General features: G+C 50.8%; 17 protein-coding genes. 13 read left to right on the top strand and 4 right to left on the bottom strand.

Annotated elements, in window-relative coordinates; all coding sequences use genetic code 11:
* The first annotated feature begins 25 nt into the window (after positions 1 to 25).
* The 4 genes from MKY12_RS21710 (at position 26) to MKY12_RS21695 (ending at position 9,129) form a co-directional block, all read left to right on the top strand.
* Positions 26 to 2,194, top strand: coding sequence for a GH92 family glycosyl hydrolase (locus tag MKY12_RS21710; RefSeq protein WP_339310726.1), 2,169 nt, complete (start codon positions 26 to 28; stop codon positions 2,192 to 2,194).
* 27 nt (positions 2,195 to 2,221) lie between these two features.
* Entirely contained in the window at positions 2,222 to 4,546 is a 2,325-nt protein-coding gene (locus MKY12_RS21705) for a polysaccharide lyase family 8 super-sandwich domain-containing protein (protein ID WP_339310724.1), read from the top strand.
* A gap of 84 nt (positions 4,547 to 4,630) precedes the next feature.
* Positions 4,631 to 5,797 carry a leucine-rich repeat domain-containing protein gene (locus tag MKY12_RS21700; protein WP_339310722.1) on the top strand — a complete coding sequence of 389 codons (1,167 nt, stop codon included), beginning with the start codon at positions 4,631 to 4,633 and terminating at the stop codon, positions 5,795 to 5,797.
* Between the two features lie 563 nt (positions 5,798 to 6,360).
* Entirely contained in the window at positions 6,361 to 9,129 is a 2,769-nt protein-coding gene (locus MKY12_RS21695; RefSeq protein ID WP_339310721.1) for a polysaccharide lyase family 8 super-sandwich domain-containing protein, read from the top strand.
* A 174-nt stretch (positions 9,130 to 9,303) separates the two neighbouring features.
* Here MKY12_RS21695 and MKY12_RS21690 read toward each other — a convergent pair whose 3' ends face one another.
* The 4 genes from MKY12_RS21690 to MKY12_RS21675 all read right to left on the bottom strand — a co-directional run bounded on the left by MKY12_RS21690 (position 9,304) and on the right by MKY12_RS21675 (position 14,676).
* Entirely contained in the window at positions 9,304 to 10,155 is an 852-nt protein-coding gene (locus MKY12_RS21690; RefSeq protein WP_339310720.1) for an aldo/keto reductase, read from the bottom strand.
* Between the two features lie 180 nt (positions 10,156 to 10,335).
* Positions 10,336 to 11,748, bottom strand: coding sequence for a class I SAM-dependent methyltransferase (locus tag MKY12_RS21685; RefSeq protein WP_051477920.1), 1,413 nt, complete (start codon positions 11,746 to 11,748; stop codon positions 10,336 to 10,338).
* Positions 11,749 to 11,761: 13 nt separating this feature from the next.
* Entirely contained in the window at positions 11,762 to 13,225 is a 1,464-nt protein-coding gene (locus tag MKY12_RS21680) for a glycosyltransferase (RefSeq protein ID WP_036724030.1), read from the bottom strand.
* A gap of 23 nt (positions 13,226 to 13,248) precedes the next feature.
* On the bottom strand, positions 13,249 to 14,676 hold the full coding sequence (locus MKY12_RS21675; RefSeq protein ID WP_081751085.1) for a glycosyltransferase: 1,428 nt from the start codon (positions 14,674 to 14,676) through the stop codon (positions 13,249 to 13,251).
* Positions 14,677 to 14,855: 179 nt separating this feature from the next.
* On the opposite strand from MKY12_RS21675, the gene MKY12_RS21670 reads away from it, so the two are divergent.
* From MKY12_RS21670 to MKY12_RS21630, 9 genes are all read left to right on the top strand, one after another.
* A complete protein-coding gene (locus MKY12_RS21670) occupies positions 14,856 to 15,311 on the top strand; it encodes a MerR family transcriptional regulator (RefSeq protein WP_051477919.1) in 456 nt (151 codons plus the stop codon).
* Between the two features lie 48 nt (positions 15,312 to 15,359).
* Entirely contained in the window at positions 15,360 to 15,776 is a 417-nt protein-coding gene (locus MKY12_RS21665) for an HIT family protein (protein WP_339310716.1), read from the top strand.
* A 179-nt stretch (positions 15,777 to 15,955) separates the two neighbouring features.
* Positions 15,956 to 16,804 carry a transporter substrate-binding domain-containing protein gene (locus tag MKY12_RS21660; protein ID WP_339310715.1) on the top strand — a complete coding sequence of 283 codons (849 nt, stop codon included), beginning with the start codon at positions 15,956 to 15,958 and terminating at the stop codon, positions 16,802 to 16,804.
* An 18-nt stretch (positions 16,805 to 16,822) separates the two neighbouring features.
* The gene (locus tag MKY12_RS21655) at positions 16,823 to 18,154 is read left to right on the top strand and encodes a CapA family protein (protein WP_339310713.1); all 1,332 of its coding nucleotides are present in this window, start codon (positions 16,823 to 16,825) and stop codon (positions 18,152 to 18,154) included.
* 42 nt (positions 18,155 to 18,196) lie between these two features.
* The gene (locus tag MKY12_RS21650) at positions 18,197 to 18,952 is read left to right on the top strand and encodes an amino acid ABC transporter permease (protein WP_339310712.1); all 756 of its coding nucleotides are present in this window, start codon (positions 18,197 to 18,199) and stop codon (positions 18,950 to 18,952) included.
* Positions 18,952 to 19,701 carry an amino acid ABC transporter ATP-binding protein gene (locus MKY12_RS21645; RefSeq protein ID WP_339249971.1) on the top strand — a complete coding sequence of 250 codons (750 nt, stop codon included), beginning with the start codon at positions 18,952 to 18,954 and terminating at the stop codon, positions 19,699 to 19,701. Before MKY12_RS21650 ends, MKY12_RS21645 begins: the two co-directional genes overlap by 1 nt.
* A 306-nt stretch (positions 19,702 to 20,007) precedes the next feature.
* Positions 20,008 to 21,051 carry an FtsH protease activity modulator HflK gene (hflK, locus tag MKY12_RS21640; RefSeq protein ID WP_339257574.1) on the top strand — a complete coding sequence of 348 codons (1,044 nt, stop codon included), beginning with the start codon at positions 20,008 to 20,010 and terminating at the stop codon, positions 21,049 to 21,051.
* A complete protein-coding gene (locus MKY12_RS21635) occupies positions 21,048 to 21,917 on the top strand; it encodes a protease modulator HflC (protein WP_036699631.1) in 870 nt (289 codons plus the stop codon). Before hflK ends, MKY12_RS21635 begins: the two co-directional genes overlap by 4 nt.
* A gap of 196 nt (positions 21,918 to 22,113) precedes the next feature.
* A complete protein-coding gene (locus MKY12_RS21630) occupies positions 22,114 to 23,757 on the top strand; it encodes a glycosyltransferase family 2 protein (protein ID WP_339249967.1) in 1,644 nt (547 codons plus the stop codon).
* Positions 23,758 to 23,798 lie beyond the last annotated feature (41 nt).

Below are 23,798 nucleotides of genomic sequence, written 5' to 3'. Positions count from 1 at the left end.
TCATGGTAAGGAAGGAGGGCTTAATTTGAGCAAAAGAAGAGTGGATCATGTCGATCCGTTCATCGGGGTGGACGGGGAGAATAACTGCCTGTGCGGGCCTTATCTGCCGAACAGTATCGTAAGGCTTGGACCGGATACCCTGCCGCCGCACCTATCCCACGGCTACGACAGCTCGCGGCCGATTATCCGGTTCAGTCATACGCATGTCAGCGGAACCGGTGGCGGCGGGCGTTATGGCAATGTCGGCTTCACCCCCTATACCGGAATGCCGAGGTTTCAGTTGGACCCTTATGAGAAGGGGGATGAACATGCCGAAGCCGGATATTACAGCGTGAAGCTGCTGCCTGCCGCCATCCAGGCTGAATTGACCAGCACGATGCGGACCGGAGTCCACCGTTACAGCTATCCGGTGGATGAATCGGCAGGCCTGCTGATTGATGCCGGGGCGGTGATTCAGGTTGGCGGGGATGAACCCGGCAAGACCACCGGAGTCTCGACCGGGGGTTATATTGAAGTTCTGTCCGAATATGAGCTGGCAGGCCGCTGCGACCTGCGCGGGGGCTGGGGACACGAATTCCCTTATTCCGTGTACTTCTATATCCGCTTCGATCAGCCAATACAGAGCCATATGCTGATGGATGCGGGCGGAGTACGCCAAGGGCCGTCTGTAGATGGCGCGAACTGCAAGGCTTCCCTTAGCTTCGGCGATTGCGGAGTCCTGGTGGCGAAGACTGGCATCTCATATGTTAGTGTCGGCAAGGCCAGGGCCAGTGTAGAACGGGAGGCAGCTTCCGGATTTGATGACATCCGCCAGGCGGCCAGTGACATCTGGGAGGATAAGCTCAGCAGAGTCACAGTGGAAGGGGGAAGCGGGGAGCATACCCGGCTGTTCTATACCCTGATGACCCGTCTGTTCTGTATGCCGAGTGACCTCGGAGTAGATGATGAGAATTTCGCCTGGGAATCAGGGGTACGGCATTACACCGACCTGTATGCGCTCTGGGACAGTGTGCGGAATGCCAATTCGTTGATTACACTGCTCGACCCGCAGCTTGAAGTAGATATCCTGAATTGTCTGCTGGACATCGCGGACCATACCGGCTGGCTGCCGGACGCCTGGATCATGGGGCATAGCGCCATGATCCAAGGCGGAAGCTCTGCCGATATTCTGTTCTGTGAAGCGGCGCTGAAGAAGCTGGAGGGCATCGACTACGCGAAGGCCCTCAAGCAGATGCGCAAGAATAATGAGGTGCAGTCCCCGGACACCTGGCTCTATGGCCGTCATCTGCAGGATTACCATTCCTTAGGCTACTTGTCCACGGATGTGAAGAAGAACTCTGTGTCCCGCCATATGGAATATGCCTATCAGGACTGGTGCATCGGCCGTCTGGCCGAGGAGCTTGGGCAGGAGAAGACGGCAGAGGACTATTATACAAGCTCGGAGAAGCTATGGAATCTGTGGCGCGAGGATCTGAAGTGTTTTGCGCCCCGGCTGTCCGGCGGGGAATGGGTAACGTCATTTGACCCGGAATCCTGTCTGCCGGATTCATGGAATGATCCGTATTTCTACGAGGGCACCAGTCTGCAATGGTCGTTCAGCACCCATCATGATTTTTATGGACTTGTTGAACGGCATGGGGGAGCGGAGGCCTTTGTCCGGCATTTAGATTATTTTTTTGACGGGGGCTTCTATAACTCCAAGGAAACGATGCTGCATATTCCTTATCTATATATCTATGCGGGCAGGCCGGACCGGGCGGCTGACCGGGTACGGGAATGCCTGGATCAATACTTCCGGGCTGAACGTGACGGATTGGGGGATAACGAGGATATGGGCTGCCAGAGTGCCTTCTTCATTTGTTCTGCTATGGGTTTGTACCCTTTGATGGGTCAAGATATTTATTTTCTTGTTCCTCCATTGTTCAATAGGACGACCCTGCTATTGGGAGCGAAGGAGAACCCGGTTCCTCTGACGATTGAGACTATAGGAGAAGGCAGCGGTTCCGGCAAAAGGTATATTCTGTCTGCTTCGCTGAACGGACAGGAGCTGAACCGCGCCTGGGTCCGCCATGAAGAAATCGCCGGAGGAGGCACGCTTCTTCTGGAGCTGGGCGCTAAACCCGGGCAGTGGGGAAGCCTTATTCCACCTTCTCCGCTCGCGGAGCGGGAGCAAGGCAAACAACTGTCAAGGTAGGGCAGTAGGCTCAAGGAGAGAATGTCCATGCAGAGCTTAAAAAACAAATGGTTGCAATATCTCGTGGGAGATACGCTTCGTCCGGAATCGCTGAAGCGGGTCCGCGATGCCCGGGATAAGATGCTTTATCATCAGGAGCTGCTGTGGGCGGATATCCCGTTTCAGGAGAATGCGGCGGATGTATTTCAGATCATCCTCCGTTTGAAGGAGATGGCCATCGCGCTGAAGTCTCCCAAATGTACCTATTATATGGACTATTCATTAAGGCTAAGGATCATTTATGGATTAGAATGGCTGTCTGAGCATAGATACAACGAAACCTGTCAGCCCTATGGCAACTGGTGGTATTGGGAGATTGGCGTGCCGATTGCGTTACTGGAGACGCTGCTGCTCATGGAGAATCTGCTGGATACAGAGCTTATAGAGCGTCTGCTCCACCCCGTAGACAAATACGTGGGTGATCCGGCCTTTCATGCTCAGTGGTTCGCAGCGAAGGCTCCGCCTGCAACGGGAGCGAATCTGGTCTGGAAATCTACGGCGGCTGCCCTAGCTGCCGTTATCCGGGGCGACGGGCAGAAGCTGTCCGCCGCCCGGAATGCATTGCTTCCGCTGTTCAGGTATGCGAAGGAAGGGGACGGCTTCTATGAAGACGGCTCCTTTATTCAGCATGACAAGTATGCCTACACCGGGGGATATGGGGTTTCACTGCTGCATGATGTGGTCCGCCTGATGGTATGGCTTCACGGTACCCCCTGGGAATTGCCTGATGAAGCTCGGGGTTTGACGGCCGGGTGGATTAAGGATTCATTCGTGCCTCTTATGTTCAGGGGATCTATGCTGGATATGGTGAGCGGCAGAGAAGTCTCACGGGAGGATTCGCAGAATCATGAGAGTGGACATTCCGTGATCACGGCCTGCCTGCGTTTCTCGCGCATACTGGGTGAGGCGGATCAGGCACGGCTGCTCTCCAGGGTGAAGGGGTGGGTGTTGGCAGATACGTATAAATCGTATATCGCCGAAGCTCCGCCGGATACCGCAGCCTGGGCCGGAGCACTGCTGGACGATGAACTTATGCCGCCAGCCCCGGAGGAATCCTGCTGCAAGCTGTTTGCCCATATGGACCGGGCGGTGCTGCAAGGTCCGGGTTTTGCCTACTCGATCAGTATGTTCTCCAGCCGGATCTACAGCTATGAATCTATCAACAGGGAGCATCTGAAGGGCTGGTATACATCGTATGGCATGAGCCATCTGTACAATAGTGACTTGGGGCAATATGCGGATGCCTACTGGCCGACCGTTGATCCATACCGCCTGCCTGGAACCACGGTAACGAAGACATTGCAGGAGGATGGAGCCGGGCAAGGCCGCTTAAGCCATAGAGCTTACGTTGGCGGTGCTGTGCTTCATAACCAATACGGCGCCATTGCGATGGAGCTTCAGGATGTTGTTAACGAAGCCGATGGACTGGCTGCGCTCAGAAGCTGGTTGTTATTAGGTAACCGCATCGTGGCCTTAGGTTCGGGTATTCAGAGCCGGAATTCCGCTAAAGTGGAAACGATCATAGAAAACCGGAAATTGAACCCGGCAGGCGACCATACGATTACAGCAGACGGAACAGAGATTTGCCGGACGCTGGGACTCACAGATACCATTCAGCCTAAGTGGATTCATATGGCGGGAAGTACCGGGGGCGCGGATGTGGGGATTTATTTGCCTGAACGCTGCTGCGTCCATGCCTTGCGCGAGGCCCGGCAAGGGAGCTGGAGGGCAATCAACGATGCCGGTTCCTCTGAGAGAGAAGAACGGTTATACCAGACGTTGTGGTTCGATCATGGAGCAGCGCCGCAGGGGGATACCTATGCCTATGTGCTGCTGCCTGGCTGGAGTGAAGAAGCAACGGCCGGGTTCGCAGGGGCGTCAAGTATACGAATTGTGGAATTGAATGAACGGGTGCATGCGGTGGAAGATACCGGATTGGGGCTATTCGCTGTGCATTTCTGGCAGCCGGGCTGGTATAGAAGCGGGAGGATTGCTTGCAGCGGTCAAGCCTCTATTGTGCTGCGTAGTAATCCGGCAGGCTGGAGTCTAGCTATAGCTGATCCGACACAACTGCAGCGCCGTCCAATCGAAGTGGAGCTTGAACTCGATCGGCCTGTTACTAGGGTGATCCACAAGTCTGAGCGTATCACGGTTGACCTCGGTGGATCTGGTGACACAGGTGACTTAGGTGAACCCGGTGATAATGGAGACACCGGGACCCCTGGAAACCCCGGAAACTCAGGGAAGGTAAGACTGTTGTTCGACCCTGATGGTGCCGGGGGCGCCTCGTTCCAGGTGGAGCTTGGAACCTAAGGCGAATCTATGAAAATGCGCTTCAAGTGAATGACTCTGCGGAGTATGGTAGAATAATCCCAATGATTTTAGAGGGGGAGTACCATGCAGATTTCAATTACCGATGATTTCGCAGATGAACGTTTCCTGCAGTTCGTAAGGGATCACTTCTGCGGTGGCCGTGAAACCGTCTTCAGGAGCGATCTTGACACGGTGACTACGCTGAAGCTTGAGGGCTGCAAGCTCTCAAGTCTACAGGGGATCGAACAATTTACGGCGCTTCAGGAGCTGGATTGTTCGTATAATGAGTTAACCGTGCTTGACCTTAGCCAGAATGCGGAACTCGTTACTGTGAACTGCCGGAGCAACCGGCTGATTGAGCTGAATACTCAGCCTAATCGGCTGTTGAAGGAACTGGATTGTAGCAGGAATCATATCCGTACTCTGGACCTCAGCCAGAATCCTGCGCTGGAGAAGCTGGAGTGTCATGAGAATATGTTGTCCAACTTGGAGTTAAGCAGCAATCCCCGGCTCAAGGTACTGAATTGCAGTTATAACTCGCTGCATGAATTGAAGCTTAGTGACAATACGGCGCTGGAGCGGGTCGATTGCGGCGGCAACTATATCATTGAGCTGGATATGGCAAGCTGTACAGAGCTGACGGAAATCCGCTGTAACCATAATCACTTAACCCGCTTGGACACCAGCGCTCTTCCGGATCTTACGAGTCTGCGATGCTTCAATAATCATCTCATGAGTCTGGACCTCAGTCACAATCTGCAGTTGACCGAACTGTATTGCTCTGAGAACAAACTTACGGTACTGGATACGAGTCTTCATTCGCAGCTTGTACAACTGGATTATGCCAATAACCTCATTACGCAGCCGGATCATAGGGTAGAGGGAGTAGGGATTTTTCAATATGATACTACCTTTACCTGTTATAAGGCGCAGCTTCAAATCAGGGGGAGTGAGCTTGCTGTTACAGCGGAAGTTCCCACCAAGGCTGCAATGAGCGGCTTGACTCCACAGATTCAGAAAGTGTGGGCCAGGCTGGAGGGGCTGCTTGACCGGGTATTGCAGCTAATTGCGGACGCTCATCCTGATGAAGATGTGAATGAGCTGGTGCTGGCCGACTTGACGTTTGCCGAAGACCACTCCTTCCGTATCGGCTACGATGCCGGGGATACACCGGCTGGTCAGCTCTGCATCTATGCAGCATTTGACCATGAAGGTGAGCTGGCCGACCAGCTTAGTTATGAAATGTACTAAGCTGGTAAGCTGTGGGTGGTAAGCCGCAGGCTGTAACCCGCGGGCTGCAAAGCGCAAGGAGTAACCCGTAACCCCAAGCTGTAGGAGGTATGTCGCAAGCTGCACGCCGCAGGCCGCAAGGTTTTGCGGCTTTTTTCGGAGATTCAGAGGGATAATCCCTTTGAGTAGACCTAAAGTGTGCGGCAGGCGTGAGTGAGGAGCAAAAGTATACCTCAATCCGTCAAAAGTGGGCGGCGGGCGTGCATGTGGAGCATTTTTGCCGGAATGCTCGAAATGTCATACCTTTTCTCGAATACACGTAGTTTCTTTCACTACCGGGCTCTATCTATACTATTAAATGAAAGCGCTTCACAAGGGACGGATTTATGAGTGGGGAATGCTGGGACATTGGTGCAGAGAAGCAAGCTTGTATGAAGGGAAGCCGCAACATGAGCGCAGCAACAGCAAGCTTGTGTGTGATGGAAAGCCAAACTATCCATGCGTGAAAATGTTTAATACGGCGACAAGGGGGATTATGGATGAGAAGGTTGCTAATGAGAGGAACGTTAACGAGAGGGTTACTCATGAAAAGCGGTTTGATGGTGTTAGTGCTACTGCTGCTGGTCAGCGGCTTGGGAGGAGTAGCGAAACGTGCCCGTGCTGCGGATGAATTCGACGGGATGCGGGAGAACCGGAAGGTGATGCTGACCGGAGGGGCCTCTCTGAATACGGCGGATGCTGATCTTGCCGCAGCCCTTACCAAGCTAGGGAATGAAGCGAACGGCTACTGGCAGACGATGAACACCGCAGCTGGCCGGACCTATCTATGGAGCGATAATCCCGGGACCGGGAATTCCATTCATATCCGGGTGACTTATGAACGGCTGAAGACAATGGCGCTTGCCTACGCTACTTCCGGTACCTCTCTCTATGGAGACAGCCTGCTCGGGAGCGATATCGTGGCTGCCCTCGATTATATGTACGCCACCAGATACCATGAGGGGGTAACGCCGGTAGCCAGCGGAACGAGTAACTGGTGGGATTGGCAAATCGGTATTCCTTTGCAGCTTAATGATATAACGGTGCTGATGTATGACTCTTTAAGTCCGGCTCAGGTTACGAATTATATGACAGCTGTGGAGCGCTTCTCGCCCGCCGTTACTTTGACAGGAGCTAACCGCACCTGGAAGGCGATGGTGGTGGGCGAGCGGGGCATCCTGGTCAAAGACGGGAGCAAGATCGCCGCAGCCCGCGACGGACTATCCTCTGTTTTCAATTATACGCTCAGCGGAGACGGCTTCTACCGGGATGGTTCATTCATTCAGCATAACAACATCCCCTACACCGGAGGTTATGGCATTGACCTGCTGCTGGCTGTCAGTGATCTGATGGTGATGCTTCACGGCTCCACCTGGCAGGTTACCGATCCCAAGCTGTCCAATGTATGGGAGTGGGTGTACAACTCGTATCAGCCGGTAATGTATAAGGGCGCCATGATGGATATGGTGCGCGGCCGGGAAATCTCCCGGAATTATAGTCAGGATCATGAGGCGGGACATCGGGCGATGCAGGGCATTCTGCTGCTGTCCGAGATCGCACCGCCTGCGCAAGCGGCCGACTTCAAGCGGATGCTCAAGGGCTGGATGGTGTCGGATATCTATAAATCCTTCTATGAAGACGCTCCTGTTCCATCCATCGTGCTGGCCAAGACTATTGACGGGGCCCCGCTCATTGAGCCGGCGGCTGAGCTTCTGAGTTATCAGCAGTTCGCGGCGATGGACCGGGCCGTGCAGCACCGGCCGGGCTACAGCTTCGGACTTGCGATGTATTCCAGCCGCATCGGCAGCTATGAAGCGATTAACAGCGAGAACGCCAAAGCCTGGTATACCTCAGCCGGTATGACCAGCTTATATAACAGTGATCTTGGACAATACAGCGATGACTACTGGCCTACTGTGGATAGCTACCGAATGCCGGGAACAACGGTGCTGTCCCAGACCTCTTCAAGCAGCCACACCAGCACCAAGCAGTGGACTGGCGGAACCGATATCCAGAATCTATATGGAAGCTCGGGTATGGATTTGCAGTACGCAGGCCGAACGCTTGGAGCCAAGAAATCCTGGTTTATGTTCGATGACGAAGTGGTTGCTCTCGGTGCGGGAATCATCAGCACAGATAATATAGCTGTGGAGACTAACGTCGAGAACCGGAAGCTGAACACGGCGGGCAGCAATACGCTTACTGTAAATGGTGAAGTGAAGCCATCCACGCTGGCTTGGTCAGATACCATGGACCAGGTAGAATGGGCTCATCTGTCCGGCAGCACCGCCGGTGCGGATACGGGATATTATTTTCCGCAGACGGTATCGCTTGCTGCTAAGAGAGAAGCCAGAACAGGCAACTGGAAGCAGATCAACCCCCGTCCGGTCACACCTTCCACGCCGATCACCCGCAATTATATGACCTTATGGCTGGATCATGGTGTGAATCCAGAGAGCGGGGAGTACCAGTATGTGCTGCTTCCGGGCAAGTCTGCTGCTCAAGTAGCCGCTTATGCTGCTGCTCCAGACATTGAAGTGCTTGCGAATTCATCCAGTGTTCAGGCGGTAAAAGAAACGAAACTCGGCATCACCGGAGCGAATTTCTGGGAGGATGGGGTAAGCTCCGCCGATCTGATCACCGTTAACAAGAAAGCGGCGGTTATGACCCGGGAAGCCGGAGATACATTGGAGCTGTCTGTCAGTGATCCAACCCAAGCGGGCACCGGCGTGATTGAGGTGGAGCTGGACCGTTCAACAAGCGGGTACACAGCAGATTCCGGGGTTATTGTGACGCAGCTCAGCCCGACCATTAAATTAACAGTGAATGTCAGCGCATCCAAGGGCAGGACGTTCAAAGCATCCTTTGACCTGGGCAGCGGCACGCCGCCGACCTTGCCTGGTGAAGAGGTGATTGTGGACAATAATGACACCACCGGAGTGCTGAAGACCGGAGGCTGGAAGACCGCTGCGGTGCAGACTGACCGGTACGGCGCCAACTATCTGCATGATGACAACAGCGGCAAAGGCAGCAAGAGCGTTACCTTCACACCAGACTTGCCCGCCACCGCCACCTACAGCGTCTATATGATGTGGCCGCAGCATATCAACCGCTCCACTGCGATTCCCTTAGATATCGTTCATGCCGCAGGGACGGCTACGCACAGTATAGACCAGACCTCAAACGGCGGGGTATGGAATTTCATCGGCACATATACCTTCACAGCTGGCACCTCGGGCAGCGTGACCATCCGTAACGACGGAACAAGCGGGTATGTAGCCGCCGATGCTGTCAAATTTGTGCGGAATCCGTAAGTAAGGGAGGCTTTCCGTGTTCCGGCTCAGGAGAGGGTAAAGAGCCGTATCTGCTGACCTGTCTGTATGAAACTGTAAAAGGCCCATGCAACCAGTGCATGGGCCTTTGCTGAGGTATTATCGTTCTTATTAAGGAGTGGCAAAGATATTGTCAATTACCAGCCTGGTCCAGGTTTACAGCTCAACCTTCCAGTTGCCCAGCCGCTTGGCGATTTCCGGGTCCTGGTGGGAGAAGAAGAGGCTCTCGCCTGTATCCAGCGCGGCAATCTGATCGAGGTCCGCCGGACTCAGCTCAAAATCAAAAATATCGAAGTTCTCCACGATCCGCTCTCTACGCACGGACTTCGGAATCACCACAATATCGCGCTGAACCAGCCAGCGCAGCACAACTTGCGCAACGGATTTATTGTACTTACCGGCAATTTCGGACAGCACTCCGTTGCTGAACAAGTTGTTGCGTCCTTCTGCGAACGGTCCCCAGGACTGAATCTGGACACCTTGTTCCTTCATAAAAGCAGCGTTATCCGTCTGCTGAAGGAACGGATGTGTCTCCACCTGATTGACAGCAGGAACGACCTTGTTATGGACGATGAGGTCCATCAGGCGGTCCGGGAGGAAGTTGCTGACCCCGATCGCTCTGATTTTGCCTTCGTGGTACAGCTCTTCCATTGCACGCCAGGCTCCATAGTAGTCGCCGAACGGCTGGTGAATGAGGTACAGATCTAAGTAGTCCAGCCCCAGCTTCTTCAGGGACTTGGCGAAGGAGAGCTTGGCGCTCTCGTATCCGGCATCCTGAATCCAGAGCTTGGTGGTGATGAACAGCTCTTCGCGCGGTATGCCGCTGCGCTTGATGGCGCGGCCTACCGCCTCTTCATTCAAGTAACCGGAGGCGGTATCGATCAGGCGATAGCCTGCGCTCAGTGCTTCATACACCGCATTCTCACATTCTTCAGCATCTGGAATCTGATAGACACCAAAGCCGAGGATCGGCATTTTTACTCCATTATTCAAGGTTACAGTCTGCATGGTCTTGTCCTCCTAAGGATGATTTAGTGATATGATGAGCCTAACGCCTTCGTGTAACACGAAGTCAAGCAGGGGTTATTATATTTTTCAGGGAGCAGTAACATCATCAAATAAATACAAAAACAAATACAGGACCAGCCCCAGTGGCCGGTCCTGTATTTGTGCCCATCTTTAATCTGTCTATTCTAAGGAAACGGGGCGTTTTTTTCTGCACACGACCACCACATACAAAGGATTCATATCCTTAACTCTTCCGAGATCCATTAGCTCGTATCCGTTAATGACGGGATTGTCATAAGGCGTGGTTGTAGGAGGCATTGCTCTCGCATTTCTGACAACTTGGGCTTGGAAGGCTGAATAATCGGAGACGAAGGTTTGACCGTACAACTCCAGGATATCATATTCTTTCAGTAACTCCCCCACAAGCTCAGTAATCGTATATTCATATTTGTGATAATGATTTCTTGGCTGTTCCACGAAGTAGCCAGCAGGGTTCGCTATGCTGCGGTTAGGTGTAGAGACAATAAAGATTCCGTCATCCTTGAGAAGTCTGGCGGATTCTTTAATCCATACACTGCCATCATCGATGTGCTCAATGGTCTCAAAGGAAACAACGACATCAAAGCTATTGTCTTCAAGTTCAAGCTTGTTGACATTTCCGTAAGCATAATCAATCTGATCATGACCATATGTTTTGCGCGCATTAGATAAGCTGGCTTCATCGATATCTACGCCAAGGACATGACTTGCACCGGCCACCTGCAGCATTTTACTCCCATACCCTGCCCCACAGGCAGCATCCAGCACCCTTTTATCTTTGACGAACTTTTGGGCTAATTTGTATCTGTTCAAATGTTCTTCCAGCACATCTCCGTGATTCTTTTTGACGGCATCGTTAATGACAACCCGTTCTCCTGTGAAAATTACATCGTTTTGTTCAGTATTCAGTATTTCGGAGTTGATATCTATGGAATTTGTGTCGTGTCCCCCCAATACTTCAGCCTCGGGGTGAGCCTTCGAAGAGGGAGCTTCGATTCTGCGGAACAAAGATTCAAAATACTTTTGATTGTATACTATACTTGGATGATCGGGATTATATTTTTGGGCTATTTTATGATGGTGAAAGGCCTTCTCGTGTTCGCCTGATGATTCATAACAGACACATAATTGTAAATGGGGGAGCCAGTTGGCAAAAGAGGCATCATAGTTTATGTGTTCATGTGCAATGGTTTCTTGGGTAGCCATATCAAACCAGAAAATAGCCATATTCAATTGGCTTTTCTGCATGAATGCAGTGCCGATTTTGTAACAGATCACGGGATGGGGAATTCCATAAGCAAAGGATTGGAATGCTGCTAACAAGGCTTTATTTACATCCCCAGCAGCAATGTAACAATCCGAGAGTCTCCCATAGGCCTCATAGGTTTCTTCATTCAACGTCTTTGCTTCCAAAAGAAACTTTTCATAGAACACAGCGGCGTTCTCATAATTTTTCTGGTTATATAGAAAGTTGGCATAATTCATTAAATTGGACATCTGAGATTCCTGTGAATCTGGCTGATGGTTTGCCTGAAGTGTGTCCGGTTTATGCATACTAAATCCCTCCTTAGCTTTGTGCCAGAGCTTTTATACTTGCAATTCGCAGCAGGACATCTTCGAAATAGGACTCTTCTCCATAAAATTCTCTAAAGAGGTCCTCAAAGTCATCGGTAAAAACAGGGGCGTGATCACGCATGATTCCTGTGTACCAAGGGAGAATGTAATTGTAGAGAGCAGCTAGTTTCTCTTGCTGCACATCTACCTCGCTTAATCCTTTACCAATGAAATGATGCAAAATAGTCTGATAACTACGGAAGACGACTTCCCCGAGATTGTATCCTGAAGGAGGATTTCCGGAAAAATTAAACATTCTCCGGTTCACCACGCAAAAGCTAGGGTTTCTGGTTAAAATTTCGTACTGCATATAAGCTTGATTTAGCGATAAATCGATATAACGGAAGGGCTTTTCAATTTGTTCAAAATCTTCCCTTCGTAGAATGATGCCGGAAATAAAGGTACACATAATACCTGAGGTTCGAAGATAGGCGGGTGCACCTTCTGCAGTATAAACCTGGCCATCATGGTTATGCACATTCAAATATATAATTCCGCACTGCATATGATCATGGATGACATCAAGTAGAGAAGGGATTGAATCCTCCACAAAATAATCATCATCACCCTGCCATTTTATAAACTTGCCCCTTGCCAGTTGGGCTACAAGATATATATTGCGGTCGCCCCCTATGTTCGTGCTGTTTCTGAAGGATTTGAGGCTAGGATAACGGCTGGCATAACGTGCAATCACTTGTGGAGTAGCGTCGGTGGAGGCATTGTCACAGACAATTACTTCTACCCGGCTATCGTTCTGTAATTGACTGAATATGCAAGAAAGACAGAGATCAAGGTAGATTGCGCGGTTATAAGTCGGAATGCAAATGGAGAGAAGCGGAGTAGATTCCGGTGTGCCGGAACTCAAGCCCGCAGTTCGCGGTTGGAGCTTAGCCGTCTCCTGCTGCAGAATTTGTGCCGGGGATCCGCCTGCCACACAGTAATCCGGAAGATCTTGCTCAACAACACTTCCAGGCTGGATTACACAGTGCTTGCCTATTCGGATATTACCTGCAATAACAGTTCCATCACCTATTTGTGTGCCTTCTCCGATGATAACTTCTCCAGTGCTGTCCATCCATCCTTGTGCTAACACCGGCAATCCTACCTGACGATACTCATGCCTTGCGTCTGATATACTAACTTTACTGCCAATAGTGACACGAGGCTTGATTTCAATACGGTTTAGGGCTTGAAGAGTGAGTCCTTGCTCACATCTGCAATCATCTCCTATAATAATTTTGGGTACAGGCAAAGAATCTTGTAATGTGGACTGTATGCAGTAATCATCTTTGATTGTTACCCTGTCGCCAATGAGAACGAACTCGGGATGATGAAATTGTCCGATGGGAGAGATATCTGTGCTTTTGCCACAGTAAAAGAAACTAGAAACTGGTTTAGGCTCTAAAGAGTGCGACATAACCCATTAACTTCCTTCCTAAATTAGGATTGGCGTATTGCTTTCATGATGGCAAGGCCATCCTCATAATAGGGTTCATCTTGATAGTATTTTTTGTAGATCTCTTCAAACTCATCAGTAGTCACAGTTGCCTTATTATTCCGAAACCATGGAATGGTATAGTGATAAAATGTTTGTTTTTTCTCTCTGGAAATTTCTTCAGCAGTCAAACCAGTGCCCAAGAAATGGCTAAGGATAGACGGATACCCGTTAAAAAAAACTTCAGCAAAACTGTATTTAGGATTGTAAGCACCACCATAACCGAAGATACTATCGTACATGATGCAGAAGTTCGGGTTATCCTTTAATATAGAATATTGAAGATATAACTGATTGAATTTAGAGGTCATGAATAGCGCCGGGTTCTCGATCTTCTCCAAATCCTCACGTCTTAGAACAACAGAACTGATAAAAGCCGCATAAAGGGTGGTTGCGGCCAGGAAATTACTCATGCCGGATTCCAGGCGGGGAGGCCTATTTCCGTTAATTAGACTAATATGGAAGACTCCACATTCCGGATGGCTGTGCAGTACATGAAGCAGGGGCATAAGCTTGCCGGGCAGAAAATAATCATCATCGCCTTGCATTTTTACAAATTTCCCTCTCCCCAGCTGTAATACATGAAGAATATTAGGATCTCCGCCAATGTTCGTGTCATTGCGTACTGACTTCATATTGGAGTACAGGGCCATATACTTGTCTATGATCGCTGGCGTGGCATCTGTGGAGGCGTTATCGGATACTACCACTTCGATCAGCTCATTATTTCCGATCTGAGCATAAATCGACTGGAGGCAAGCGTCAAGATAAGGCGCGCGGTTGTAAGTTGGGATACAGATTGATAACAGGGGAAGGCGGCTTCGGGCAGTAAGAATAGCCTGGGCCTGATCATGAGCAGACACATCCACCCAGCTCCCGGAGGAAGTCTCATAAATCTGCACAATTGATGCGGGATTACCTGAAACCACGCAATAGTCGGGAACATTGTCCAAAACCATGCTGTTTGCCTTAACTACGCTCCCAGCTCCAATACGTATATTCCCGGATAGGCGGCAGTTTGCTCCGATCCAGGAGCCTTCTCCAATGGTAATATCCCCTTCCATTAGAACGTTGGAATGGATCAGAACATTTGGCTCTAAGATAATCCTGGGGTGAGCTGTGATCTGGACACTTCTGTTGATTTGACAACCGTCTCCTATAGAGATAACTGGACTATCGCCAGAAATTCCGTGATTCACATCATTCGGCTGGATAGCATATGGAGCTTGAATAGAGACGTTGTTTCCTATAGAAATTAGCTCTGGAGACTCAAATATGCCTCCCTGCTGAACAAAGGTGTTGCTTCCGAAATGCGCAAATCGCTCAGAGAATTCAAGCGGAATGTATAAGGCCAAGGCTGATTCTCCTTCCATACTTCAAATCTGGATTCGTACCCGCTGCTCTGTCTTCTAATTCATATGGGGCCGGTTCCTAAAGTATGATGAGTATACTGAAAAATACCGGATTTGCTGGACATTGTGGATTTTCCAGATAGTCAGTTGTTTCCGTGAAGATATCGGAGCTAAATTATCTTTTTTTAAGGAGGATTAACATGTATACAGTCAAAGAAGCGGCTTCCATGACGGGACTAACTGAACATGCTGTGCGTTATTATACGGATAAAGGGCTGGTGCCGAGCATTCAGCGTGATAAGAACAACATCCGACTGTTCGACGATGAATCGATCAACTGGCTGTACGGGATTAGGTGCCTCAAGCAGACCGGCCTCCCCATTGAAAGCATCAAAACCTACGTCGATCTCTGCCTCGAAGGGGATTCGACGATTGAACAGCGCTTTGCTATGATGATGGAATACAGGGAAGCGGCGCTCCTTCAGCTGGAAGAGGCCAAGCAGCGTGTTGCCCATCTGGAAGAGAAGGCCCTTCAATATCAGGCTATTCTGGAGCAGCGTATCCCGGACCTGACCAATCCCGGCAACTGGAGCAAGCTTCAGAAGGAGGGCGTCAAGGTTCCGGCGCGCCGGAAGAGAGTGGTGCGGTCTTCTTAGCAGTCACAGCCACACGGTTGACTATCCTAACAGAAAGAGGCGATCCGCATGACGACTTGTTTCATTTGTGAGAAGCATCTGGGGAATACTCCCCAGCCGCCTGGGGGATACATATATGAGGATGAACATTGGATGGTGTGTCATTTCCCTGCGGAGCAATCCGTTCCAGGGCAACTGGTACTGGAGTCGAAGCGGCATTTGCTCGATTTCTCTGAGATGACTGAGGAAGAAGCAGGCTCTTACGGGATTCTGGTGAAAAAATTAGGTTCGGCGCTTAAGGAGGCAACGGGGGCGGAACGGGTCTATTCCGTAATCATGGTCGATGGGGTTCCCCATTTCCATGCCCATTTCATTCCGCGATTGAGCCATAGCGCCAAAGGGGTTGCACTGATTGCGCAGCAGAACTCGTGTACGGCGGCAGAGGCTGAGGAGGTAGCCGGAAGACTGCGTATTTTGATGAAATAGATTAAAGCACACCTCCAGCCCCAATCGACTTTTTTCGCCAACATTCGTCAATCCTTTACCCGTTTACCTTGACACACTGTATACCCCATGACATAATAATTCCAGACTAAATGACTATGATAAGTTGGACATCATAGGACAACGAGAGAGAGCTTTTACTAGATGAGGGGGAAGTTATAATGAAGAAGAAATTTGTGCCAGGCGTTCTGATTGTGTTGCTCGGGTTGGTCCTTGCAGGCTGCGGTAATGGAAATAAGAATAACGCAGGCTCAGCTGAGACAAATGGTGCTGGAGCAGGTACGAAGACCATTATTGCTGCTACGAGCGGGGTCAGTAACCCTTTTAGCTACGAGAAGGACGGGCAGTTGACAGGTTACGATGTGGAAGTAATGAAGGCGATCTTCAAAGACCTTCCGGAATATAAGCTAGAGGTTCAAGCGATTGAATTCGAAGGGATTCTGACCGGTCTGGACAATGGACGTTTCCAGCTGGGGGCGAACAATTTCAGCTCCAACCCCGAGAGACGCGGCAAGTACAATTTCTCACTCCCGATTATTGAGAATGCGAATGTATTCGTAGTCCGCAAGGACGATAATACCCTTAAGGCGGTAGAAGACCTGAAGGGCTATAAAGCCGTAACAGAAGTAGGCAACTCCGGTGCCACACTGCTGGAGAATTATAATGAAGCGAACCCGGATGCCAAAGCAGATATTATCTATACCGACGAGAATTTCGTGAAGCAGTTCGAAGGTATTGAAGCCGGCAAGTACGATGTGCGCATCATTTCCCGTGTCTCTGCCGAGAAGGCCATCAAGGAGCATGGTTTCACCAACCTGAAGGTGGTTGCTTTCTCTACAGAGAATAGCGATCCAGGATCTTATATCCTGCTCTCCAAGTCTGCGGACAGCACCTTGCTAGATACGGTTAACAAGAGAATCAAGGAAATGTATGCAGACGGCACCCTGCTGAAGATTAGCCAAGAGCAGCTTGGCGGAGACTATTTGCCTAAGAAAGAGCTAATGGAGTAACTGAGGGAAGGTGATCGCATGAAATTTCTAGTCTCGGGAGATGCGTTATTCTCCAGCAGTAATTTATATAAGACGATGGACCCGGAGCTGCTGGCTTTGCTGCAAGGGGCCGATGAAGCTTTTACCAATGCAGAGTTTGTAACTCCGCGTCTCAATACCGCTCCGGCGGCAGGCCGCGGCTACCAGACCAGTGTGCGCCCCAAGGCGCTGGACGAATTCGGGAAGCTTAATATCCGTTATGTGAGCTTTGCGAATAATCATACGGGGGACTACGGGACCCAGGGTCTTGTAGATACGATCGAAGAGGCAGAAGCCCGTGGTCTGACCCCGCTTGGAGTGGGGATGAGCCTGCATGAAGCGCGCAAGCCGGTGTTCGTGGATACGCCGGACGGCCGGATAGCGATCATCACTATCGATGTGACGAGAAGCGAGGTGTTCGCTGCCTCGAATCCGGGGAATGGAGTTCCGGCCCGTCCGGGGGTCAACCCGCTGCGCTGGTCTCGTACGTATGTCGTGAACGATCAGGACTTCAGCACCTTGAAGGAGATCAGTGAACGCATCGGCATCGCTTCCAGCATGGAGGAAGGCAAGCGGATTGAGACCTTCAAGAGCAAATCGGAGAATTACTATGAATTCGGTTCATTTTTTGAAGGCTATTTAATCTTCGAGAAGGGTGAACAGTCCCGCGTCAAGACAGCAGCGCATGAGCAGGATCAGCAGGAAATCTACCGCAGCATCCAGGATGCCGCGGAGCGCAGTGACTATGTTTTTGTCAGTCTGCACACGCATGAAGGGGAGAATGAGAACTGGTACTCCGATTATCCCGCAGAGTTCATCGAGACCTTCGCGCGGGGGGCGGTGGATGCCGGGGCGAGCTGTGTCTTCGGACATGGCGCCCACTTCACCAGAGGGGTGGAGCTGTACAAGGGCCAACCTATTTTTTATAACATAGGCAGTCTGTTTATGGAGTTCGAGGCAGGGGAGTCAATTGTATCTCCAGAGATGTTCACCGCCTACGGATATGCAGAGAATGAAGCTCCTTCTACCCTGCACAAGAACAGAACCAAGGACAGCGCAGGGAACTGGCAGGGCTTCTACAGCGACCGCAAGTTCTCGGAGAACTTCCTGGTCATGTTTGATCTGAGTGTGGAGGACAAGCGGTTCAGCTATGAGCTGATTCCGATTGATCTCAGGCTTACCCATGAGACAGTGACCAAGCGTGGCTTGCCTGTACTGGCATCCGATGAAGCGGCGGCCTCCCTGGTGGAGCGGCTGAACGCGGTAAGCAACGAACGGTATCATACTGAAATTATCTATGAGGGCAGACGGTTAATCGTGAGACCGTGTTAGGCTGTCGCCCTGTAAATTGAACGTGGAAGGAAGTCAATCGGTATGGGAGAGATTTTTGATATCAACGCGGTGTTCTCAGCGATTCCTCGCCTGTTAGAGGTCCTTCCTGTGAGTCTGCAGATTACGGTCATCTCAATGATCGTCGGCCTTGTGTTTGCTCTGTTATTTGCCATTATCCGTATGCGCCGAATTCCCGTGCTAAGCCAGTTAGTCACACTCTTCATCTCGTTCATCCGTGGAACGCCGATCATTGTGCAGCTATACCTGACTTATAACGGAATTCCGTTGTTACTCAAATTCATTAATCAGCAGTATGGGACGGATTATAATATCAATGCCATTCCGGCGATGATCTTCGTGCTGGTCACCTTCGCATTCAATGAGGCGGCGTACAACTCGGAGACGATCCGCGCTGCGTTGCAATCGGTGAACAAGGGCCAGATCGAGGCCGCTGAATCCCTGGGGATGACGTATCTTCAGGTGCTCAGAAGAGTCATCGTTCCGCAGGCGCTGGTGGTGGCGATTCCGCCGCTGGGCAATGCATTGATCGGATTGCTCAAGGGAACCTCCCTAGCCTTCGTAGCAGGTGTAATCGAAATGACGGCTAAGGGGAAAATTATCTCCGGCAGCAACTTCCGGTTCTTCGAGGTGTATCTCGCATTGGCGATCATCTACTGGATCATGACAATTCTGATTGAGCAGATTCTGAGATTCCTGGAGAAAAGATTCTCCATTCCGGACTCCGCTGCCGGGGCCATGAACCGCGGCTGGTTCTCTTGGGGAAGGAGAGAGATCTGATGATAAAGGTAAGCAATTTATCCAAGTCATTTCACGGTAATCTGATTCTGGACGATCTCTCCGTCGAGATTAACAAGGGAGATGTTGTAGCCATCATCGGTTCGTCCGGTGCGGGTAAGTCCACCTTCCTGCGTTCGCTCAACTGCCTGGAGCAGGCAGATCAGGGAATGCTGGATCTCGAAGGCTTCAAGGTCGATTTCAGCACGATCACGAACAAGCAGCGGCTGGAGCTGCGGAAGCAGACAGCGATGGTCTTCCAGCAGTTCAATCTGTTCCAGCATCGGACGGCACTGGATAATGTCAAGGAAGGCCTGAAGATTGTGAAGCGGATGAACGACCGCGAGGCCGCGCAGATTGCACAGAAACAGCTAGAGCAGGTAGGTCTTGCTGAGCGTGCTCATTATTATCCGAAGCATCTGTCTGGCGGCCAGCAGCAGCGGGTAGGCATTGCCCGCGCGCTGGCGATGAATCCGAAGCTGCTGCTGCTGGACGAGCCTACCTCAGCGCTTGACCCTGAGCTGGTGGGCGAGGTGCTGCAGACGATCAAGAAGACCGCGTCTACCGGTCAGACGATGATTCTCGTGTCCCATGAGATGAGCTTTGTGTATGAGGTGGCCAACAAGGTGCTGTTCTTGGACAAAGGTAAAATCGTCGAGGAGGGGACGCCGGACGAGGTGTTCAATCATCCGAAGTCCGAGCGCGCCAAGGAATTCCTGCAGAATTATTTCCGTAATAAATCGAGTATTTAAGAGCACTATAGTAGAACCCCCGGAGAGGGCGCAGGTTTGCGCTTTTCCGGGGGTTTTTGTGTGAGTGGAATGTAGTCGAAAAACCGATCACATCTCTGATTACCCGGGTGCCGCATAAAGGACGCACCAGCGTGACTCACTTATCAGGATGAATTAGTAACTATCCAGCCGAATCCGCGAGAATCGCAGCAAAATGCAGAAAGCTTGAACAAAGCTGAATTAGTTGCGACTTTTTTGATTTATTCACGTATATAAACCTTTAATACGACTAAAATACGCCAAAAGGAGCGATGCATCTTGAATTTCATGAACCAGAATGGCGATAATATCCCAGGGTTCAAGCTGCCGAAGTTGAAGCCGGGCATGTACAAAAGGATAGGGGTGGGGGTAGCCGCTGCGGCTGTATTGCTGTATATCGGCTCCACCTCATTTTATACGGTGCAGGAGCAGGAACGTGCAGCAATTCTGACCTTCGGCAAGTATACGAATGAGAGCTCGGCCGGACTCCATTTCAAATGGCCTTATCCCATCCAGGATGTCATTACTGTGCCTGCCGAGCTGACCCAGCGGATTCATATCGGATACCGCCAGGAGGCTGACGGAGCTGTCCCGGTAGATGATGAAGCGATGATGATTACGGGCGACGAGAACATTGTCTCTGCCGATGCTGTAGTCCAGTGGAAAATCAGCAATATCCGTGATTACCTGTATAACATTGATGACCCGGACAAATTCCTGCGTAACTCGGCCAGCTCCTCGATCCGTGCGGTCATTGGTTCCGAGAAGCTGGATTATGCGATTACCGACGGGAAGACGGTCATTCAGGATAAGGTCCGCGTGCTGTTGGTGGATCTGCAGAAGAAATACAACACCGGCATTCAGATCATCGATATCAAGTTCCAGGATATTGAGCCGCCAAGCGGTCAGGTGGAGGAAGCCTTCCGCGAGGTGACGAACGCCCGTGAAGAGAAGAATACGAAGATCAACAACGCCAAGAAGTATGAGAACGATATCATTCCTAAGGCGCGCGGTGAAGCTCAGGCGCTCTTAGAGCGGGCCGAAGGTGAGAAGAAGTCACGTATCCTGAATGCGCAGGGGGATGTGGCGCGGTTCAATGCGATTTTTGCCGAATATGCCAATAATCAGAGCGTCACCGAGAGCCGGCTGGTCCTGGAGACACTGGAGACGATCCTGCCTAACGCCAAAATATTCATTACGAACTCTAACAGTGACACTGTGAACTATCTGCCGCTGAATGAGCTGATGCGCAGCACCAAGGATAGCCCCTCTGCTCCTGCCGCTGTGAATCCGGCACCTTCAGCTGCACCGCAAGGAGGAGATGCCAAGTGAAAAGAAACCCGATCATCCTATTGATATCATCTATCGTCCTGATTATTTTGCTGGCCGGCTCTATGTATATTGTGAAGGAAGGGGAATATAAGGTCGTTCTCCGTTTCGGTGAAGCGATGCGTGCGGTGGAGGAGCCGGGGCTGAAGTTCAAGCTTCCTTTTGTCGAGAATGTCTCGGAGCTTCCCAAGTATCAGATGACGTACGAGAGCTCGCCGACCAGCATTCTGACCAAGGACCAGAAGCCGATTGTGGTCGATAACTATACCGTCTGGAGAATTACCAACGCCTCACAGTTTCTGAGAACCGTTCAATCGGTAAGCGGCGGGGTGCAGCGTATTGATGAAGCGGTATATAACTCGGTACGCCGCAAGCTGTCGGAGGTCAATTATGAGAATATTATTAGTGAGGACACCGGACGGGGCAATATTAATGATGAGATTACTAAGGACGTAGTAGCTGCGTTGACCCGTGATAACTACGGCATAGAAGTCATTGACGTACGGATCAAGCGTACCGACCTGCCGGAAGAGAACAAGCAGAGTGTGTACAACCGGATGATCTCGGACCGCCAGTCCATTGCTGCGCGTTATCTGTCCGAAGGGGATGAGGAGTCCAGGAAGATCACCTCCAAGGCGGACCGCGCCTCCAGAGAGCTGATGGCCCAGGCCGAAGCCGACTCCAAGAAGATCATCGCCGAAGGTGAAGGAGAAGCCGCCAAGATCTATAACTTGGCCTATGGAAAATCTCCCCAGTTCTATAGCTTTTACCGCACGCTGCAGAGTTATGTGACCACGCTGAAGAATGAGCCGGTCATCATGATCCCGATCGATTCGCCTTATGCGAAGATACTGATGGGACAACAATAGATCCCCACTAGCAAACACCCCTTAGAACAAATTCGTTCTAAGGGGTGTTTGTCGATTTACCCGGCTGGTCCTAAGATTGTTATTTCAGGAAAATAGGCTTATCTGGATACTACTCTTAATATACTATGCTATATCACTTTTGTTCAAATCTAAGGAGTGTTGTATTAATGATGACTTTACTCTGGAGTGGGCTCATATGAATCAGAAGATAAAACGAGTGCTGCTTGGCAGCCCGATCCATCAGAAACCTGAGATTCTGGAGCATTTTCTGAAGTCGCTGCAGCGGCTCAACCTTAACAATATTGAGCTGCATTACTATCTGATTGATGATAATGGGGATACAGCTTCCAGTGAACTTCTGCAGCAGTTCGCCCAAAGCGGGAGAACAGTCTTCCTGGAATCCTCTGGCTACCATGATGACTATATACGCGATGACAATGCTCATGCCTGGCGTATCAGCCTTGTCTGGAAGGTGGCCGAGTTCAAAAATCAGATGATCCGGCGTGCGGAAGCTTTCGGCTATGATTATCTGTTTCTGGTTGATTCTGATCTTATTCTTCATCCAAGTACGCTGGAACAGCTGATCAGTTCAGCCAAGGACATTATCGCTGAAGTGTTCTGGACCCAGTGGCAGCCGGGCAAGCTGGAACAGCCGCAGGTGTGGATGCATGACGAGTATAACCAATGGGAAGCACTACCGGGAGAAAAACTCTCACCTGAAGAGATCAAGCGCCGCCTGCATGCATTTCTGCTTAAAATGCGGGAACCGGGGATCTATGAAGTCGGAGGACTTGGCGCCTGCACTCTGATCAGCATCAAGGCCATCAAGTCCGGTGTCAGTTACAAGAAGGTCCGAAATCTCTCCTATTGGGGAGAGGATCGTCATTTCTGTATCCGTGCAGCGGCACTTGATATTCCTCTCTTTGTAGATACCCATTATCCAGCGTTGCATATATACAGAGACAGTGATCTTGATAAAGTAGAGGAGTTCGTACGGGAGTCATTAGCAACGTCTGAGACAGAGTCAAGGAAGCATGGCGGGAAACGGAATGATGAAGAGTTAGAGCGGAGCGAAGAAGCTAATCTGATTAAGCTGCAAGCTGCTGATGCGGCGCATGCCACCACCCTGGCAGCGGCACAACGCCGACCCAAGCTGACTCTCACGATGATCGTCAAGAATGAAGCCTCAAGGTTCCTGCGGCAGATTCTGGAAGAGCAACGCAAATATATCGACGAGGCCGTTATTATCGATGATGGCAGCACAGATGAGACAGCTGAATTAGTTAAGGAGGTTCTGGGGGGAATTCCGCTTAAGTTGATTCATAATCCGGTCTCCCGCTTCAACAATGAATCCGAGCTGCGCAAGCAGCAGTGGGAAGCGGTGGTTGAGACCGGACCGGAATGGATTCTTAATCTGGATGGGGATGAGATGTTTGAATCCGGTTTTGCCGAAGAAGTGGACTCCCTGCTGAGAACGGAAGACTGCGACTTATTCTGCTTCCGCCTCTACGATTTCTGGGATGACAACCATTACCGCGAGGATAAGTACTGGCGGGCCCACCTGAGATACCGGCCGTTCCTGGTCCGCTACCGCCAAGACTTTACCTATCTCTGGAATGATCTCCCGCAACACTCCGGGCGGTTGCCAGAGAATATTTGGGAATTGCCTCATCAATTGAGCAACCTGCGGATTAAGCATCTCGGTTGGTCGAAGCAGGAATTTCGGCTGGAGAAGTATATACGTTATATGCAACTGGACCCGGATGGCAAGTACGGCTGGAAGGAGCAATATCAATCCATCCTTGACGAGCATCCCCGTCTGTTGCCTTGGAGTGAATAGTAAGGATAGCAGTTAAGTGAGAACGGGGAGAGGAAGGAGCA

Origin of the sequence: Paenibacillus sp. FSL M7-0896 (assembly GCF_037975415.1) — a bacterium.
GTDB lineage: Bacteria > Bacillota > Bacilli > Paenibacillales > Paenibacillaceae > Paenibacillus_AQ > Paenibacillus_AQ silagei.
Note: the sequence above shows the minus strand (reverse complement) of the source record. Positions and strands in the feature narration are given on the sequence as shown.

Bases quoted from the DNA above. Each gene is read 5' to 3' on its own strand.
- MKY12_RS21675 (WP_081751085.1), bottom strand. From the start codon at position 14,676: ATGGAAGGAGAATCAGCCTTGGCCTTATACATTCCGCTTGAATTCTCT.
- MKY12_RS21665 (WP_339310716.1), top strand. From the start codon at position 15,360: ATGACGACTTGTTTCATTTGTGAGAAGCATCTGGGGAATACTCCCCAG.
- MKY12_RS21680 (WP_036724030.1), bottom strand. From the start codon at position 13,225: ATGTCGCACTCTTTAGAGCCTAAACCAGTTTCTAGTTTCTTTTACTGT.
- MKY12_RS21695 (WP_339310721.1), top strand. From the start codon at position 6,361: ATGAAAAGCGGTTTGATGGTGTTAGTGCTACTGCTGCTGGTCAGCGGC.
- MKY12_RS21700 (WP_339310722.1), top strand. From the start codon at position 4,631: ATGCAGATTTCAATTACCGATGATTTCGCAGATGAACGTTTCCTGCAG.
- MKY12_RS21705 (WP_339310724.1), top strand. From the start codon at position 2,222: ATGCAGAGCTTAAAAAACAAATGGTTGCAATATCTCGTGGGAGATACG.
- hflK (WP_339257574.1), top strand. From the start codon at position 20,008: ATGAACCAGAATGGCGATAATATCCCAGGGTTCAAGCTGCCGAAGTTG.
- MKY12_RS21645 (WP_339249971.1), top strand. From the start codon at position 18,952: ATGATAAAGGTAAGCAATTTATCCAAGTCATTTCACGGTAATCTGATT.
- MKY12_RS21660 (WP_339310715.1), top strand. From the start codon at position 15,956: ATGAAGAAGAAATTTGTGCCAGGCGTTCTGATTGTGTTGCTCGGGTTG.
- MKY12_RS21650 (WP_339310712.1), top strand. From the start codon at position 18,197: ATGGGAGAGATTTTTGATATCAACGCGGTGTTCTCAGCGATTCCTCGC.
- MKY12_RS21670 (WP_051477919.1), top strand. From the start codon at position 14,856: ATGTATACAGTCAAAGAAGCGGCTTCCATGACGGGACTAACTGAACAT.
- MKY12_RS21685 (WP_051477920.1), bottom strand. From the start codon at position 11,748: ATGCATAAACCGGACACACTTCAGGCAAACCATCAGCCAGATTCACAG.
- MKY12_RS21655 (WP_339310713.1), top strand. From the start codon at position 16,823: ATGAAATTTCTAGTCTCGGGAGATGCGTTATTCTCCAGCAGTAATTTA.
- MKY12_RS21690 (WP_339310720.1), bottom strand. From the start codon at position 10,155: ATGCAGACTGTAACCTTGAATAATGGAGTAAAAATGCCGATCCTCGGC.
- MKY12_RS21630 (WP_339249967.1), top strand. From the start codon at position 22,114: ATGAATCAGAAGATAAAACGAGTGCTGCTTGGCAGCCCGATCCATCAG.